The 16,351-nt window shown below is 46.8% G+C and carries 12 protein-coding genes; 5 read left to right on the forward strand and 7 right to left on the reverse strand.

All coding sequences use genetic code 11. The features are described 5' to 3' along the window. Positions 1–207 precede the first annotated feature (207 nt). Positions 208–1,068: an OmpA/MotB family protein gene (locus tag E2R66_RS03265; protein ID WP_133226409.1), complete on the reverse strand. Its 861-nt coding sequence runs from the start codon at positions 1,066–1,068 to the stop codon at positions 208–210. Positions 1,069–1,276: 208 nt separating this feature from the next. On the opposite strand from E2R66_RS03265, the gene E2R66_RS03270 reads away from it, so the two are divergent. Both E2R66_RS03270 and E2R66_RS03275 read left to right on the forward strand, forming a co-directional pair. Continuing rightward, positions 1,277–2,767, forward strand: coding sequence for a M28 family metallopeptidase (locus E2R66_RS03270; RefSeq protein WP_133226407.1), 1,491 nt, complete (start codon positions 1,277–1,279; stop codon positions 2,765–2,767). A gap of 102 nt (positions 2,768–2,869) precedes the next feature. Next, positions 2,870–5,104 carry a tetratricopeptide repeat-containing sensor histidine kinase gene (locus E2R66_RS03275; RefSeq protein WP_133226405.1) on the forward strand — a complete coding sequence of 745 codons (2,235 nt, stop codon included), beginning with the start codon at positions 2,870–2,872 and terminating at the stop codon, positions 5,102–5,104. A 9-nt stretch (positions 5,105–5,113) separates the two neighbouring features. On the opposite strand, the gene E2R66_RS03280 is transcribed toward E2R66_RS03275, so the two are convergent. From E2R66_RS03280 to E2R66_RS03295, 4 genes are all read right to left on the reverse strand, one after another. After that, entirely contained in the window at positions 5,114–8,860 is a 3,747-nt protein-coding gene (locus tag E2R66_RS03280) for an ATP-binding protein (RefSeq protein ID WP_133226403.1), read from the reverse strand. 67 nt (positions 8,861–8,927) lie between these two features. Beyond that, on the reverse strand, positions 8,928–9,806 hold the full coding sequence (gene fabD, locus E2R66_RS03285; protein WP_133226401.1) for an ACP S-malonyltransferase: 879 nt from the start codon (positions 9,804–9,806) through the stop codon (positions 8,928–8,930). 88 nt (positions 9,807–9,894) lie between these two features. Further along, entirely contained in the window at positions 9,895–10,533 is a 639-nt protein-coding gene (gene folE, locus E2R66_RS03290) for a GTP cyclohydrolase I FolE (protein WP_133226399.1), read from the reverse strand. A gap of 9 nt (positions 10,534–10,542) precedes the next feature. Further along, on the reverse strand, positions 10,543–10,959 hold the full coding sequence (locus tag E2R66_RS03295; protein WP_133226861.1) for a 6-pyruvoyl trahydropterin synthase family protein: 417 nt from the start codon (positions 10,957–10,959) through the stop codon (positions 10,543–10,545). Between the two features lie 78 nt (positions 10,960–11,037). Here E2R66_RS03295 and mqnB point away from each other — a divergent pair, with 78 nt between their 5' ends. Both mqnB and E2R66_RS03305 read left to right on the forward strand, forming a co-directional pair. Continuing rightward, positions 11,038–11,736 carry a futalosine hydrolase gene (gene mqnB, locus E2R66_RS03300; RefSeq protein WP_133226397.1) on the forward strand — a complete coding sequence of 233 codons (699 nt, stop codon included), beginning with the start codon at positions 11,038–11,040 and terminating at the stop codon, positions 11,734–11,736. Between the two features lie 143 nt (positions 11,737–11,879). After that, on the forward strand, positions 11,880–12,815 hold the full coding sequence (locus E2R66_RS03305) for a menaquinone biosynthesis family protein (RefSeq protein ID WP_133226395.1): 936 nt from the start codon (positions 11,880–11,882) through the stop codon (positions 12,813–12,815). An 89-nt stretch (positions 12,816–12,904) separates the two neighbouring features. Here the strand turns inward: E2R66_RS03305 and E2R66_RS03310 are convergent, their stop codons facing one another. Both E2R66_RS03310 and E2R66_RS03315 read right to left on the reverse strand, forming a co-directional pair. Next, the gene (locus E2R66_RS03310) at positions 12,905–14,527 is read right to left on the reverse strand and encodes an ATP-dependent DNA ligase (protein ID WP_133226393.1); all 1,623 of its coding nucleotides are present in this window, start codon (positions 14,525–14,527) and stop codon (positions 12,905–12,907) included. Continuing rightward, on the reverse strand, positions 14,524–15,648 hold the full coding sequence (locus tag E2R66_RS03315) for a ligase-associated DNA damage response exonuclease (RefSeq protein WP_133226391.1): 1,125 nt from the start codon (positions 15,646–15,648) through the stop codon (positions 14,524–14,526). The genes E2R66_RS03310 and E2R66_RS03315 overlap by 4 nt, the downstream gene beginning before the upstream one ends. Before the next feature lie 264 nt (positions 15,649–15,912). On the opposite strand from E2R66_RS03315, the gene E2R66_RS03320 reads away from it, so the two are divergent. Then, positions 15,913–16,278: a response regulator gene (locus E2R66_RS03320; protein ID WP_133226389.1), complete on the forward strand. Its 366-nt coding sequence runs from the start codon at positions 15,913–15,915 to the stop codon at positions 16,276–16,278. The last annotated feature ends 73 nt before the right edge of the window (positions 16,279–16,351 follow it).

Below are 16,351 nucleotides of genomic sequence, written 5' to 3' on the forward strand. Positions count from 1 at the left end.
GCAGCGTTTTTTTATACGCTTTGTTTTATCCCCAAAAGATAAGAAAATACGCAATTAAACAGTATGGTTTTTTGAACAACTATTACAATAGTATACGCTTAATTAAGACATGGCGAAGAGTGGCGGTAGGAGGGCTTTACATAAAGCAAAAAGCGGCGGGCCAATTGGCCCGCCGCTTCAGGAAATGTAGTGATAAACCACATTTAGTTACTGCTGCTTGTCTGGTGCTTTGTTTATCAGCTCCATAAACTGATCCAGCTTGGGGGTAATGATAATTTGGGTGCGCCTGTTCTTAACCTTACCGGCTTCGGTGAGGTTATCGGCAATGGGGTTATACTCGCCACGGCCGCCGGCGGTTAAACGTTTGGGGTCTACCTGGTAAGTGTTTTGAAGGGCCTGTACTACTGATGATGCACGCAGCGCGCTCAAGTCCCAGTTGTTGCGGATATTCTTCTGCGAGATAGGTACATTATCGGTGTTGCCTTCTATCAGCACATCATAAGTGCTGTAGTCTTTAATGATTTTGGCAATTTTGCTTAATGTAGCATCCGCCTGATCGGAAATTTCGTAGCTACCCGATTTGTAGAGCATGTTATCAGACAGGGATATGTAAACCACGCCTTTCAGCACCTGCACGTCTACACCCTGTGCTTCGGCCTGGCTAAGCGAGCGAGTAAGGTTGTTGGTAAGCACCAAGTTAAGCGAATCGCTTTTGTTCTTAGCGTTCACCAGTTGTTGTATGTAACGGTTAGAAGAATTTATCTCGTCTACCAGTTTAGAGATATTTAAGTTGCCCTGGTTGCCCGATGTAAGGCATTTATCTAAAGCGGCCTGTAGCTGTTTGGCGTTTGCCCTTTCGTTAGCCAGCTGTTCTTCCAGGCTTACCACACGGCCGGTACGCACGGCAAGGTTTTGCTCGCTTGTAAGATATTTGGTTTTTAAATCGCGGTTACTGCTGTCAAGCTGGTTGTAATTGCTTTGCAGTTGTTTATATTGTTTTGAGCTAACGCAACTTTGTGCCATTACTGCCAATATAAGCAGTGCCGGTATTAATAATCTGATTTTCATATATCTGCATTTAAATAAAAGTTGAATGGGTATTATAACGTAGGTTATTCATAAAAGTTTTAACGCCGCTAAATAAGCATACAGGACTGTAAAAAAACATGACGAGCATCATAGCTGCCGGAGATTGCGCACATTAAAAACCAAAATTGTTTTTATACATTTGCGCACATCTTACTGATTATCAAACACCGTACCTACTCCCCCCTAAATGCGCTTATTACTTTTATTATGCTTTTGCAGCACCGCCAGCCTGGCGCAGCAAAGAAACCTGCAGGGTATTGTAAACTCCTGCTCTACCCAAAGTTTAAAAAGTAATCTATATTACCTGGCCAGCGCTCCGTTGCAAGGGCGGTTGATGGGTAGCCACGGCGATACGCTGGCCTCTAAATTTGTTGCGGCTTCATTTAAAACAAACGGCATTGCGGCACCATACGGCAAGGGCAAATCGTACTATCAACCAATAACCGCGGTATTGCGCACTGATAAGGCAACGCTAACTATCAACGGAAAGCCGTTTGATTACCTTAACGGCTGGCAGCTGTACCGCGCATTTCCTGTTGATTTTAAAAACGTGCCGGTTGTGCTTGCCGATTATAACACAGGGGCCGAACTTTTCCAAAACCTGCCACAAATAGAAGTAAGGGAAAAAGCCCTTTTAGTAAACAACTTGCTTACGCGCGATCTTGTAGCCAAAGGCCAATTAGATAGTTTGCAAAAAATGATGCTTAAGCGTGGCGGACTGGCCATAATATGGAGCGGAGATGCCCTTGCCCCATTGCTGGAAAGGCAAAAGGCACGGCGCTTTTTGCCGCAATATGTGCAACCAGAGGGTGAGTTAAATGATCCTGCGCTGATGCCAATAGTAGGGCTGACACCCGAGCGGCTGAAAGAAATGCTGGCCAATGATAAGCTTGCTACCAACCCGAATGGAACGCTGATTGGCGCCGGCGATAAACATGTTTATGAGTTAAGCGCAACTATCAGCCTTACGCTTAACCGTAGCTTTAAAGAAACGCAGGCCCCAAATGTTATAGGCATTATAAAAGGTACCGATACCTCGCTGGCATGCATTGTAATTTCGGCCCACCACGACCACGATGGTGTAAACGGAAAAGACATTTATTACGGATCGGTAGATAACGCAAGCGGCACCGTTGCGGTAATGGAGGTTGCCGCCATGATGAACCGCGCCATTAAAAAGGGCTTGAGGCCAAAGCGTACCATTGTTTTTGCATCTTTCACCGGAGAGGAGCGCGGCTTATTGGGGTCGGCCTGGTACGTAAGGCACCCGGTTTACCCCATGGCCAAAACCTATGCGGTACTTAACATTGATATGTTTGGCCGGGTTGATACCCTGCACCTGCGCAATAAAAGCGCAGACAGCCTAAACTATGCCTATATATTGGTAAAAGACACCTTGAACAGGGGGCTTAGGCAGGCTTTGTATGCAGCCAACGATTCATCGGTAAAAGTAACGCTTGACACACATTACGAAAGCCCCCAATATATGATGAGGCGCTTAACCGGATCCGATCAATACCCTTTTTACGAAAGGGGAGTTCCATTTGTACGGATAGATTGCGGTTTTAGTGCAGATTATCATAAGCCCACCGATACGCCCGATAAAATAAACTATTCGCTCCTTACTAAGCAAACCCAACTCGCTTTTATGACGCTTTGGAACCTGGCCAATAAATAGAAGGTACTGGATATACGGATATTGTATATTTATGCTTACCTTATCGGAAACATTTTTAACTGCGGTTTCCGTATAAGCAAACATAACTGGTCAATATAACGCATGCCCCTAAAACGTATTCGCCCGGCTAAACTTGGCGCAACTCTTTTGTTTTGCCTTGCACATGCTTCCCTGCTTGCCGGAGTGGCCAGCCCTCGCGTAGATAGCATCAAAAGCCTTATCAGCAAACAGCTTACTGCGCAGCAACCGGCAGATACGGTTACCATTAACCGTATAAACAAACTTGCCGCCGATTATTTCCAATCGAACCCCGATAGTGCTTTCTATTACGGCAAAAAAGGCGTGGAACTATCACGGAAAATACATTACGACCAAGGTATCGCAATCGGATTGCTGCAAACCGGGCACGTAAATTATTTCAAAGGACGGTCTGAAATGGCACAGCATGATTTTGACGAGGCCATAACTATATTTAAACGGCTTAAGAATTACAAAGGGCTAAGCGCCAGTTACGTATCGTTAGGCCGCATGTACACCCTGCTTGCCGATTATAAGCAGGCCCTTTTTTATCTTAACGAGGCGCTTAAGATAAACACCAAAATAAACGACGAAAAAGCACTTGCCGATAACTTTAAGAATATAGGCGTAGTGTACTACAGCCAGGGCGAACTTTCAAAGGCACTTGATTTCTATTACAAGGGCCTTTTTATAGCCGTAAAGAACCGTTATAACGGTCCATCGGCAGAGTTATATAACGATATCGGGCTGGTATTGCAAAATATGGAGGTTTATCCCAGGGCGCTTGATTATTACCAAAAAGCGCTTACCCTTTTCAAGGGGACAAAAAACTACCAGGCCATTGCAACCGTTAACGAAAACATAGGCGAAGTACTGCTTGCCCAACACGAATATAATAAAGCCATAGTATACCTTACCAAATCATTAGCCGTTGCCAAAAGCCAGGGGGATATTGATGGACTATGCTCGCTTTACACGGATTTGGGTTTGTGCTATGCCAACCAGCATCAGGATACAAAAGCCATCAGGTATCTGGATACCGCGCTGCAGATATCCAGCAAATATAAATACGTTTTTAACCAGGCCTATGCCCTCATTGGCTTATCTACCGCATATAACCTGCAAAAGAAATATGCCGATGCCTACCAGCATGCTATGGCGGGGCAGGCTTTGGCCATAAAACTGGGCAACCTACAGGTAAGGGCAAATGCAGCACTGCAATTGAGCAAAACCCTGGCCGGCCTTGGCCGCTTTGGCGAAGCCTACGCCTATCTTAACCAATACAACGATTTAAAAGCTACGCTTAAGGCAAACGAGAGCATACAAAAGCTCACCTCTTTTAACTATGAACTGGAATTTGCTACCAAAGAGCACCAGTTGCAAGAAGAGCAGCGCGAACAGAATTTATTGTACCAACAAAAAATATCCGGCCAGCGCTCACTCAATATCATCTTTGGCGTTATTATTTTGGCAATGGTAGTTATACTGCTGAGTTATTATCGCCAGAAACGCACGCAGCAAAAAATTAATGCCAAGCTGGCCGAGAAGAATAGCGAAGTTTTGCAGCAGAAGGTGAGCCTTGATGAGCAAACCTATAAATTGAACGACCTGAACAAACTGAAGGACCGGCTGATATCTATATTAGCGCACGACCTACGTGCGCCGCTGAGTACGCTAAGGGGAATGTTCGATTTGCTGCAGGATGATACCATTAGCCACCAGGAAATGCTGGATATGATACCCAGCGTTTTAAAAAAGCTGGAATACACCTCCGACTTTTTAGATACGCTGCTTTTTTGGATAAACAGCCAGATGGAGACATTCGTAAGTTCGGTAACCACGTTTTCGGTAACAGATGTGGTGCGTTATGAGGTAGAGAGCCACCTCGATGCTGCCATGCAGAAGGGTGTTACCCTTACCGATTATGTGCCGCAGGGTCTCATTGCATCGGCAGATCCTAACTCAATCCGCATCGTTATCCGCAACCTGATAACCAATGCCATTAAATTTACAGGCAAGGGCGATACCATAGAAGTGCGTGCTGCAACAGGTGAAGACGGCATGGTTACGGTAATCGTAAAAGATACCGGGGTGGGCATGTCGCCCGAGCAGGCTGATCGACTATTCAAAAGCAAGGTGGATAGCAAAACCGGCACCAATAACGAATTGGGGACCGGCATGGGCCTGTTGTTTTGCAAAGATTTGGTAGAAAAATGTAACGGCACAATACGGGTGAGCAGCCAACCGGGAATAGGAACGGAGTTTTTGTTCACTATACCTGTACATGCCTTGCCGGCAGAAAGCCAAAAAGTGGCTTAAGGGTTTGTTTTACATCTCTTCAGCATTATAGGCCGGGAAGTTTAAATAAAAGGTAGTGCCTACGCCAATGTTGGTTTCGAACCAAACCTTGCCGTTTGCGTTTTCAATAGAATTTTTAACGAAGGCCAGCCCAAGGCCGGTGCCCGAGCTTTTGGTAGTGAAGTTGGGTTCGAATATCTTATCGCGCATATTCTCGGGGATGCCGTTGCCGTTGTCTTTGATAGTGAGCAGTACATTTTTGCTGGTAACTAAAAAGTTTATTTCGATAAGGCAGGCTCTGCCTGTCGGCGTTGCCTCTATGGCGTTTTTAAGCAGGTTATTAAAACAGCGTAGCAACTGGTCGCGGTCGGCACTGATGTGGAACGGCGTTTCCGGCGGCATCATCATAATGCTTACGTTTTCCATCTGCTTAAAAATAATAACTGCCTGGCCAAGCATGTCGAATATGTTGATGCGCTCTATACGTGTATCGGGCATTTTGGCGAAGGCCGAAAACTCTGATGCGATGTTAGAGAGGCTCTCTATCTGCTCCACAAAAGAGTTGCTGAAACGCTCGAATTTTTGGTCGAACTTGGGGTCTTTATCCCTCCACGATTTGTCGAGCAGCTGCAAGCCCAGCTTAAGCGGGGTAAGCGGGTTCTTGATCTCGTGCGCTACCTGCTTGGCCATTTCGCGCCAGGCGTTCTCCCTTTCAGATTGTGCAAGCTTTTTGGCACTGTTTTCAAGCGCGGCTATCATGTTATTGTATTCCTGCACCAAGGCACCAATCTCGTCGTTGCGGGCCCATTTTATGGGTTCGTTCTTTTTGCCGTATATAGTTTTGCTGAGGTTGTATTGTATGAAATTGAGCGGAGCGGTTATCTGCCGGGCAATAATTACGGCAAAAAGCCCAATGGCTATGAAAACCAATGCGTAAACGTTTATCATTACATTGAGCAATGTGCCTATGCGTTCGGTATAATCGGCAGCGTTGGCAAAAAACGGCAGCTGTAAATAGGCTATAGTTTGATGCTGTGAATTACGCAAGGGAGCGTAGGCTGCTTTATAAGTAAGCCCCGATATCCGTTCCTCGTTCACCAGTTCAGACTTTTGCTGGTCCTTGAGGGCAATGAAAGCCAGGGCATTCATTCTCGGCGCAATAAGGTCGTAATCGTATATCTTGGGCTGGGTTGATATGATCTGGTTTCCGCGAAGGTCGTAAAGCGTTAGGTCGGTAGCGTAGCTATCGGCAAGTTTGTCAAATTCTGCCTTGTTTGCTTCGGTAACATCGGCAATATAACCGGCTATCGGCCCTTTTTCCAGCACGGTGGATATCCGCATAATTTTATCGCGGATGGTTTTATCCTGCTGCGATTGGTATTGTGTGCTTATGGACACGAAAGTAATTATGCCCACTAACACTAGTGTAATAACTACCGCAAAAATCATGGAAAATTGTATGCGGGTTTTATATAAGATCCTATCGGGGTTAATTTTAAAACTCCAGTTGAAGCGGTTGTTGTTGATATTGAGTATCTTCACTTTTATCCACAAAAACCTTACGAACAATACAATGCTGGCGAAGGCGAGTATCATTACAAAAAAGAAAGTGAGGGCGGTGATAATAGATGCAACAGGGTTTACCGCCTTGCTTACTACGATGAGGTTACGGTTGCTTGGCTTGTAAAGCAGGTGGCTGTAGCGCGTGAGGCCATCCAGCCAACTGGCCACATGGCCATCGCTCTCTTGCATAGAGTATTTCTTCAGTTTGCCATTAAACTCATTGTTTACCACGCTGTACACATAGCTGCCGTATTGCCCCACCAACATACTGTCGGTATAAAAAGCGTAAGAGTAGTCTTTGAACTCTTCTTCGGGCTTATCAGTTTTATCCACAAGTAACTCCGGAAAAGTGCCGCTTGCCAACTGCGGCTTTGCTTTCAACTCAATTACGATGGTGCCCAGGCTGGTGCCGGCATCGGTAATAGGCAGTATAGCAAAGTAGCTTTGGAATCCAAACGATTCGTTTTCGCGATAGAAATGCTCGGAAACCTTTAATGAGCTGTACAGTACCAGGTCTTTAAAAACATCGAGCGAATAATTTTTATCGGATGATATGGGCTTGTCATGCATATCAAACTCATGCATAGTGAACTCGTACTTAGATAAATACCTGTCAAAATATATTTTCTGCAGGTGCGCGCCAAGGTAGTCATTTGATTGCCCGCCACTTTTAAGGTACCGGATAACGGCCGTATCTTTGATGATTTGTTTTTCTACCTGTTTAAAAAGAGCGTCGGCGGTGAGGTCGCCGGGTAGTTCCAGGCGCTGTATCAGTACATGGCGGGTTGCCGCTTCTTTCTCTTCCTCGAACCTGTTGAGTTTTACGGCCGATATAATGGCGCATACCAGCACGATGACAATGAACGAAGCGGAGGTGAACCGTTGGTCGGCATAAAAGTAGCGGTACCCCCTTATAAGTACAAGCAGGCCACCAAGCAGGTAAAATACCGTAAAACCCTCATGCCAGCTTACCGCTACGGTAATGCCAATTATGCTCAGTAAAAAGACTACACCCTGGTGCGTGGCCGACATTTGCAGTTTAAAACAAATGGTAAGCACAACTTCGGTAAGCAGCACGAAGATCAAAAAGCTAAAGCATAGCATTAAAACACCCAGCAGGCTGTATACGGATAAATTGAGCACGTTGTTTACATCGAAACTGATTTTTGAATAAAGCACCAGGCCATAAAATAAATTGAGCAGGTAGGCAGCCATGGCCATCAATGCAACAACGCTTAAGAAAAACAACAGGTAGCCGAAAGCTTTGCCGGGCGTTTTTTTGAGCAGCTTATTGCGCAATGTGTACAGATAAGCCACAAACCAGCAAATGGCTAGTATGTTGATGCAAAAGTCGCCAAGGGATGGGTATATATTGTTGGCGCCGTAAAGCTGCGGGTTAAAAAGCATTAGCGGCTGCGTAAAAGCGGGCCAGCCGTAGTGCAGGTTGGCAAAGCGGAAAGCCACAATAAAAACAGCCAGCGCAAGTAGCGAAAGGTAAACCAGCCCACGGTTGGCCAGGTAAGTTACCAATACATGGATAAGCACGAAGAGGCTTAGCAGAGCGAGTACCCAGATGGTTAGCTCGGAGTAAAAGAAACGGATGTTTTGCTGCCCGCCGGTAAGTTTTACCGAAAAAAGATAAGCGTCCTTGATGCCATGGATGGCGTAGACGCCTTTATCGGCAAAGTCGGCAATATCAATGTTGGTATCGGTGCTTAGTTCTTTGGCGAAGATATTTTGCAGGTATTTATTCTGAAACCGGTAGGCATTTTTAACCGGGATGAAAAACAGGGCAGAAAACAGCCCTTCACTTTTTTTGATTACTTCGTAATACCCGTTATCGGTGCGTATAAACGAGGTGCCATCTTTAAAGCGGGCGGGGTTTTGGGGGATTACCGTAACCCCGCTCCAAAAATCAATATTGCCGTTACGTGCAGTAACCAGCAAAATGTTTTTGTTGTTGGTGTAGTTGCTTATAAAATTAAGCGCCGCCGAATGGTTAATTGCAAAACTTTTGATTTGCTCAAACCCCGCCTTATTATCCAGCACATCGTAAACATATTTTTCCTGCCGGTGCAGGTTGCCCTCCAGCACCTGCGCCGACTGTTCCAGGTTGTTTGCAGGCGAATAGGCGTTCTCAAAAACTATTGCTGTAATCAGCAAGCTGGCGAACAAAAGCGCCAGCAAAGCACGTATTTTTCCGGCGGTAGTCAATTGTTGTTAAAGCTATTTATCGTTATAAGCAAAACTAATTACAGCGTAATAAGTTTTGCTTAAACTTTTATAATACAGCGGCGGCGGTAGGCACTTCCTTGTTCACCTTTTTTACCAGGCCTTGCAGTACTTTGCCGGGGCCAACTTCGGTAAACGAGGTTGCGCCGTCGCGCAGCATCTGTTCTACTGTCTGTGTCCAGCGTACTGGGCCCGTTAGCTGGGCTATTAGGTTTTGCTTTATTTCTTCCACATCAGTATGTGGTTTGGCATCAATGTTTTGGTAAACCGGGCAAACGGGCGTATTGAATTGGGTTTGCAGAATGGCATCCTGCAGCTCAACCCTTGCGGCTTCCATCAACGGGGAGTGGAACGCACCGCCTACGTTCAGTTTCATAGCACGTTTAGCGCCGGCGGCCAGCATTTTTTCGCAGGCGGCATCAATACCGGCTATGCTGCCTGATATAACCAGCTGCCCGGGGCAGTTGTAGTTGGCCGGTACCACCACATCGCTTACCTGGTGGCATATATCCTCAACCGTAAAATCATCCAGGGCTAAAACAGCAGCCATGGTACCCGGCTGTATTTCGCAGGCTTTTTGCATGGCGTTTGCGCGTGCTGCAACCAGGCGAACTCCATCTTCAAAAGATAAAGCGCCGGATGCTACCAGGCTGGAGAATTCGCCCAATGAGTGGCCCGCAACCATCTCCGGCTCAAAACCGGCCATTACTTTTGCCAGGATAACCGAATGCAGGAAGATAGCGGGTTGGGTTACGTTGGTTTGTTTCAGGTCCTCCTCGGTACCATCAAACATTACGTCGGTAATGCGGAATCCCAAAATTTCGTTTGCTTGTTCGAATAGTTCTTTTGCCTGTTCGCTTTGCTCGTAAAGGTCTTTACCCATGCCCGGGAACTGGGCGCCCTGCCCAGGGAAAATGTATGCTTTCATAAGCCCCCTAACCCCCTGAAGGGGGAATTTTTTGTAAATGGTTTATAAATTATCAAACTCCTGCTCCCCCTTCAGGGGGTTGGGGGGCTCAACTTAATTTGGACGATATCAAATTCAGAAACTCTGTCCTGGTTTTTTCTTTTAAGAACTCGCCGGTAAACGCCGATGTGGTGGTTACCGAATTTTGTTTCTGTACGCCGCGCATGCTCATGCACAGGTGGCGGCACTCTATTACCACGCCTACACCTATGGGGTTAAGGGTTTGCTGTATGCAATCGCGTATCTCGTTAGTCAACCGTTCCTGCACTTGCAGGCGGCGGGCAAAGGCATCAACCACGCGGGGTATTTTGCTTAGGCCAACCACGTAGCCATTGGGTATATAGGCAATGTGCGCCTTGCCGAAGAAAGGTAGCATATGGTGCTCGCACATCGAATACACTTCGATATCTTTCACGATCACCATCTGGCTATAATCTTCTTTAAACATAGCGGAGTTCAATATTTCCGTTGCGTTCAAATCGTAACCGTGGGTAAGGTACAGCATGGCTTTGGCCATGCGCTCCGGTGTTTTCAAAAGCCCTTCCCGCTCGGGGTTCTCGCCAATGTGCTTTAATACATCCAGGTAATTGGCCGATAGCTTTTCAATTAGCCCATGGTTGTAGCGGTCTATCTTTTGGTAGCCGCTGATATCGTCGTCCCTATCGGGGATATGGGTATCGTTATTCATGTTTTGGACTTAGTCGCCAAAATACTCGGCAGAGTTGTTGTCGGTTTCAAATAATCGTACAGAATGCAGGAATACACCCGGATAAGCCTCGATAGGGCCTTTAAGCTGGTTGAATATTTCGATAGTAAGCAACTCTGTTGATGCCATTTTACCCCTCATAAAATCCACATCCAGGTTGAGGTTTTTATGGTCCAGCTTTTCTATCACATACTCGTTAATGATTACCTTAAGGTCTTTTAGGTCTATCAGGTACCCGGTTGCGTGGGTTATTTCGCCTTTAACGGTTACAAACAGGTTATAATTATGGCCGTGCCAGTTTGGGTTGGCGCATTTGCCAAACACTTCTGCGTTTTTTTCTGCGCTCCACTCTTCGCGGTACATGCGGTGTGCGGCGTTAAAGTGTTCTTTGCGTGTAATATGTATCATCATAGCAATTAATGCTGCAAATATACAAAACAAAAATAGCCGAGTTGTTTATCTTAGTGCCCATAATAAATCGGATTTATGCGGATATTGTTTGTGGCGGCAACAGGGATGGAAGTAGGTGGGTTTATCCTGGACTTTGGCTTCCGTATATCCGATTCGGAAAAGAAGAATATTTTCAAGACATCTAACGCTACCGAGGACACTACCAACTCGTTACTAATTACAGGTGTTGGTATGGTTGCTACTGCCTTTGCGCTTGGTAAAGAGCTGGCCACCAACCAGTACGACCTGGCCATCAACCTAGGCGTGGCCGGCAGTTTTGACCGCAGTATAGCATTAGGCGAAGTGGTGGAAGTGATAGATGATAGCCTGGCCGAACTGGGTGCCGAGGATGCCGATGCTTTTTTGCCCATCAGCCTGATGGGGTTAGGCGAAAGCAACTTTAAGGCATCGGAAACCATTGCCAATATCTTTAAAGGCACCAAAGCAGCCGGCAAGTACAAAAATCTTAAACAGGTACGCTCTATTACAGTGAACACCGTGCATGGTGAGGACGAATCGATAGCGAAAGTTGTGCAACGCCTGAACCCGCAATTGGAAAGTATGGAAGGCGCCGCCTTCTTTTATGCCTGCAGGCAGGCAGGGGTGCCCTGCTTACAAATCAGGGCTGTGTCAAATTACGTGGAAAAACGTAACCGCGACAACTGGCGCATAGGTTTGGCTGTAAAAAATCTGGATACCTTTGCTATTGACTTATTGAAAACCTTTAGCCCCTAGCCCCCTGAAGGGGGAGCAAAAGACCGATTTAATGTCGAACACCGAATGCTGAATGTCGAATAATGAAGGTAAACCTTCGGCGTTCGATATTCAGCATTCTATATTATGACTGCTTTGAGGGCTAAGTGATAAAAAGATATAAAATGACTAATTTAAAAGATTCCCCCTTTAGGGGGCAAGGGGGCAAACTTACACTTGGCTTTTCGCCCTGCCCAAACGATACTTTTATTTTCGATGCGCTTATCCATCATAAGATAGATACCGAAGGACTGGAGTTTGAGGTGTTTTACGATGATGTGGAAACGCTTAACCAGAAAGCGTTCCGCGGCGAACTTGATGTTACCAAGCTTAGCTACCACGCCTTTGCCTACGCGGCCGATAAATATATTTTGCTGGATGCGGGAAGCGCCTTGGGCTTTGGCGTCGGTCCGATGCTGATTTTTAATCCCAAACTTCTGCAACACAAAGGGGTTAAAACTATTTTTGAAAGCGCCTTTGGCAGTAGTGAAAAGACGGATCTTACCGATTTTGTAAATTCCTCTAAAGTTGGTATCCCGGGTAAATTTACCACCGCAAATTTTTTGTTAAGTCTCGTATTTCCGAACATCAAAGACAAGCGGGAGATAGTCTTTTCTGAAATTGAGAACTCGGTATTGGATGGCTCGATTGATTTCGGTTTGATTATTCATGAAAACCGTTTCACTTATCAGAATAGAGGATTGGAAAAACTGATAGACCTGGGCGACTATTGGGAAAAACGCACCGGCTGCGCTATCCCCCTGGGCGGTATTGTGGCTAACCGCAATTTGCCCGAAGATGTACAGCATAAGATAAACCGGGTACTGAAGCGCTCGGTAGAGTTTGCTTTTGCCAACCCAAAATCGGGGCTGGAGTACATCCGCTCGCATGCGCAGGAAATGAGCGAAGACGTGATGTATAAACATATCGACCTGTATGTCAATAAGTTCTCGGTTGATTTGGGTGTAGAGGGCAAAAAAGCAGTGAAGCTATTATTTGATACCGCGTTGGAGAAAGGTATTATCCCATCGATTAGTGCCGATTTGTTTTTGAACCCTTGATACAAGCCCGGCGGAGCCGCTGAAATCTCTTTATAGTTAATTGATGCTATAATAAAAGGAGTTCCACGGGGAACACCAATACGGAAGGGTTATCCTTGGCCCGGCAGCAAGGCCCTTAAACTATCAAGCGTATCTGCCTCTTCTTTAGGTTTATCATGTCGCCAGCGCAATATACGCGGGAAACGTAACGCAATGCCAGATTTGTGCCGGCTGGATTTATTGATCCCCTCGAAACCAATTTCAAAAACCAGCTCGGGCTTCACCGTGCGCACCGGTCCGAATTTTTCGAGCGTGTTGCGTTTTACAAAATAATCTACCTTATTTATTTCTGCATCGGTAAGGCCGCTATAGGCTTTGGCAAAGGGTACCAGCTTATCGCCATCCCATACGGCGAAGGTATAATCGGTGTATAGGTCGGCACGGCGGCCATGGCCCTTCTGGGCGTATATCATTACTGCATCCACCGAGAGCGGGTCTATCTTCCATTTCCACCAATCGCCCCGCTTGCGGCCAACCTGGTACGTGGCGTTTTTACGCTTGAGCATAACACCCTCGGCTATCATGGCGCGCGATTGCTCCCGGGTGGTTTCCAGTTCTTCCCAGCTGCCGAACTCAATCAATGCGGACAAGCGGAAGATTTCGGGGTAAGTTGTCTTCGCTTGCAATTTCTCCAGTATCAGTCTGCGTTCTGCCTGCGTCATGGTGCGGATGTCCTTCCCTTCATGTTCCAGGCAATCGTAAGCAATAACCGCCACGGGACTATCAGCTAATATCTTCTTGCTCAGGGTTTTGCGGCCGATTCGCGTTTGCAAAATGCTAAATGGCAGGGGCTGGCCATTTTGGAAACTGAGTATCTCGCCATCCAATACGGTGCCATCGGGCAAGGCGTTCAAAAACGGGTGCAGTTCGGGAAATTTTTCGGTGGCCAAATCTTCGCCGCGGCTCCAGATAAATATTTGCCCGTCGCGTTTGATCATTTGCGCGCGGATGCCGTCCCATTTCCACTCTGCTTGCCAGTCTGCCGCTTCACCTAAAGCTACACCAACCTCTTCGGCGGATTTTCGCTTTTCGGAGGTCTCCTGTATCGGGTACGCCAAAAAGAAAGGATAGGGGCGGGAAATGTTATCGGCTGCGCTTTGTTCTTCTATCAACTGTGCGTAGGTATAATCCTCCGGCATCCAGCTGCCCATAATGCGGTGGGTGAGGGCTGGTGCCTCAATACCGGTGATATCTGCCAGGGCTTTTATCACCAAACTTTGTGATACCCCCACCCGGAAACTGCCTGTTAGGAGCTTGTTGAATACGAAACGCTCCTGGCTATCCAGCATGGCCCAGGAATCCATCAGCCAGAGTTTCTTCTCCATTTCGGTTTTATCGGCGAGTGCGTTTATTTCGGCAATCCATTCGGTGAGCGTTTTGCTACTACTGTTTTGGCTTTCGGGCATCAGCAGGCTCATGGTTTCGGCCAAATCGCCCACCACCTGGTAGCTTTCTTCGAAAAGCCAAACCGGGATATTGGATGCCTCCATGGCCCAGGTACGTACCAGGGTAGAATTAATTTGTCGTTTGGGCCGCCGACCCGTAAAAAGGGCCAGCATGTGCATCTTATCGGTATCGGGTACATTGGCAAAATAGTCCTTCAAAACCTTAACCTTTTCGTTGGTTTTGTTGGTCTCGTCTAAAGAGAGAAAGAGTTGGGCGAACGCTTTCATATACCAGCCCCCACCCAACCTCCCCCGGAAGGGGAGGCGTTTACTGACCGCGATACTAACGAAGTCTCCCCTTCCGGGGGAGATTTAGAGGGGGCATCCTCCCCTTCCGGGGGAGGCTGGGAGGGGGCATCTTCTTCGCCACCATATAAAGTATGTACTTCGTGTGCATCGAACCCAATCTCATTTAGATACCTGCTGAATGATGCAGTGTAACCGTGCGTAAGGTAAACGCTTTCGCAGCCGGTAGCATCAATGGCGCTGATGAGGCCGTTCCAGTCGGCATGGTCTGATAACACAATCCCCCTGTCGGCAGCGCGGCGGCGTTTGGCCCCCCTTATAGACATCCAGCCGCTGCAATAGCCAAAGCTGTAGGGCGCAAACTTGCGCATCCATGGCGTGCCTACCGATGATGGCGGCGCCAGGATAATACCCTTGCGTACCTCTTCTTTCGAAGAATCGAAAGTTATCCGCTCGGTTGGGTTTAGCATGATGCCATTACGGCGGAGGGCTTCATTGGTGTTCTCGATAACCCCGTGCGTGTATACCTTGCCGATATTTAAATCGAGGTTTTGGAGTATTCGCTGGGCTTTGCCCAAAGAGTAGCCAACAATTACTGTGGCAAAGCCGTTTTGCAGGTTGCTTTGCCACCAATTGTTTACATCAGCAAAGATTGTGCTTTGCGGTTTCCATGTATAAACCGGCATCCCAAAGGTACATTCCGAAATAAAGTGATGGCATTTAACAGGCTCAAAGGGCGTGGAGATGCCGTCGTCTTCCGTTTTGTAATCGCCGCTTACCACCCAAACTTCGCCTTTATATTCTACCCTGATTTGCGCCGAGCCAATCACATGCCCGGCAGGATGCAGCGATATCTGCACGCCATGCTTGTTTACTGTTTCGCCGTACTCAATGGTGCGGAGGTTGATATCGCCTAAGCGGTGCAACATTACCTCGCGCGATAGGTGATGTGCGAGATAATTTTTGTGACCGAAGTAAGCGTGGTCGGCATGGGCATGGGTTATTACGGCATCGTCCACTGGTTTCCATGGGTCGATATAGAAATCGCCCCGGGCACAATAGATACCTTTATCCGTAAATTCGAGCAGTGGTTTACCTGGCATATTATCAATAACCTGTACGCCACAAATTAGTTTTATTTGGGCATTATTCCAATAAAGTACAAATAGGGCTGGTTAGCCCGGCTGTTTTATTTTAAAATTATTGATAGTGAAATAAAGCCCAAACAGTTAATTAACGACTAATAATATCCATGTTTTGTGGGGAATGTTCTACAGTTAGTATGTTTTGGGCAGCAATATCGGGTCATTTTAAGGATGTATTAATAAACGGCATGGGCTTTGTATAACTAATTGAAATACATAGCCATGAACAAGAAGATATTAATAGTTGACGACAATGTGCTGATTACCGAGGTAATGAGCTACATACTGACCAGCAATGGCTATGATGTAATTACCCTGAACCAAGGCGCTGCTGCGGTTATGAAAATAAATGCCACTCACCCCGATTTGGTGATTATGGATATCAGCATGCCCGATGCCGACGGCCGCGAAATATGCCGCATTATTAAACGTAATAAAGCGACTGCGGATCTGCCGGTAATCATCTGTTCCAGCAACGATGATATAGCGCTAACCCTGCAGCAAGACGGCCCGCCAAACGATATATTGAGCAAGCCTTTTGATATGGCTGTGTTGCTGGATAAGGTTGGGCATCAACTGGCTGCCTAAAGCGATCTCGACCCCTATTATAAAGCGAAACGCCCCGAGGAATGATTCCCCGGGGCGTTTCGCGTGTTGGGCC

This window comes from Mucilaginibacter psychrotolerans (assembly GCF_004519315.1).
GTDB classification, from domain to species: Bacteria; Bacteroidota; Bacteroidia; order Sphingobacteriales; family Sphingobacteriaceae; genus Mucilaginibacter; species Mucilaginibacter psychrotolerans.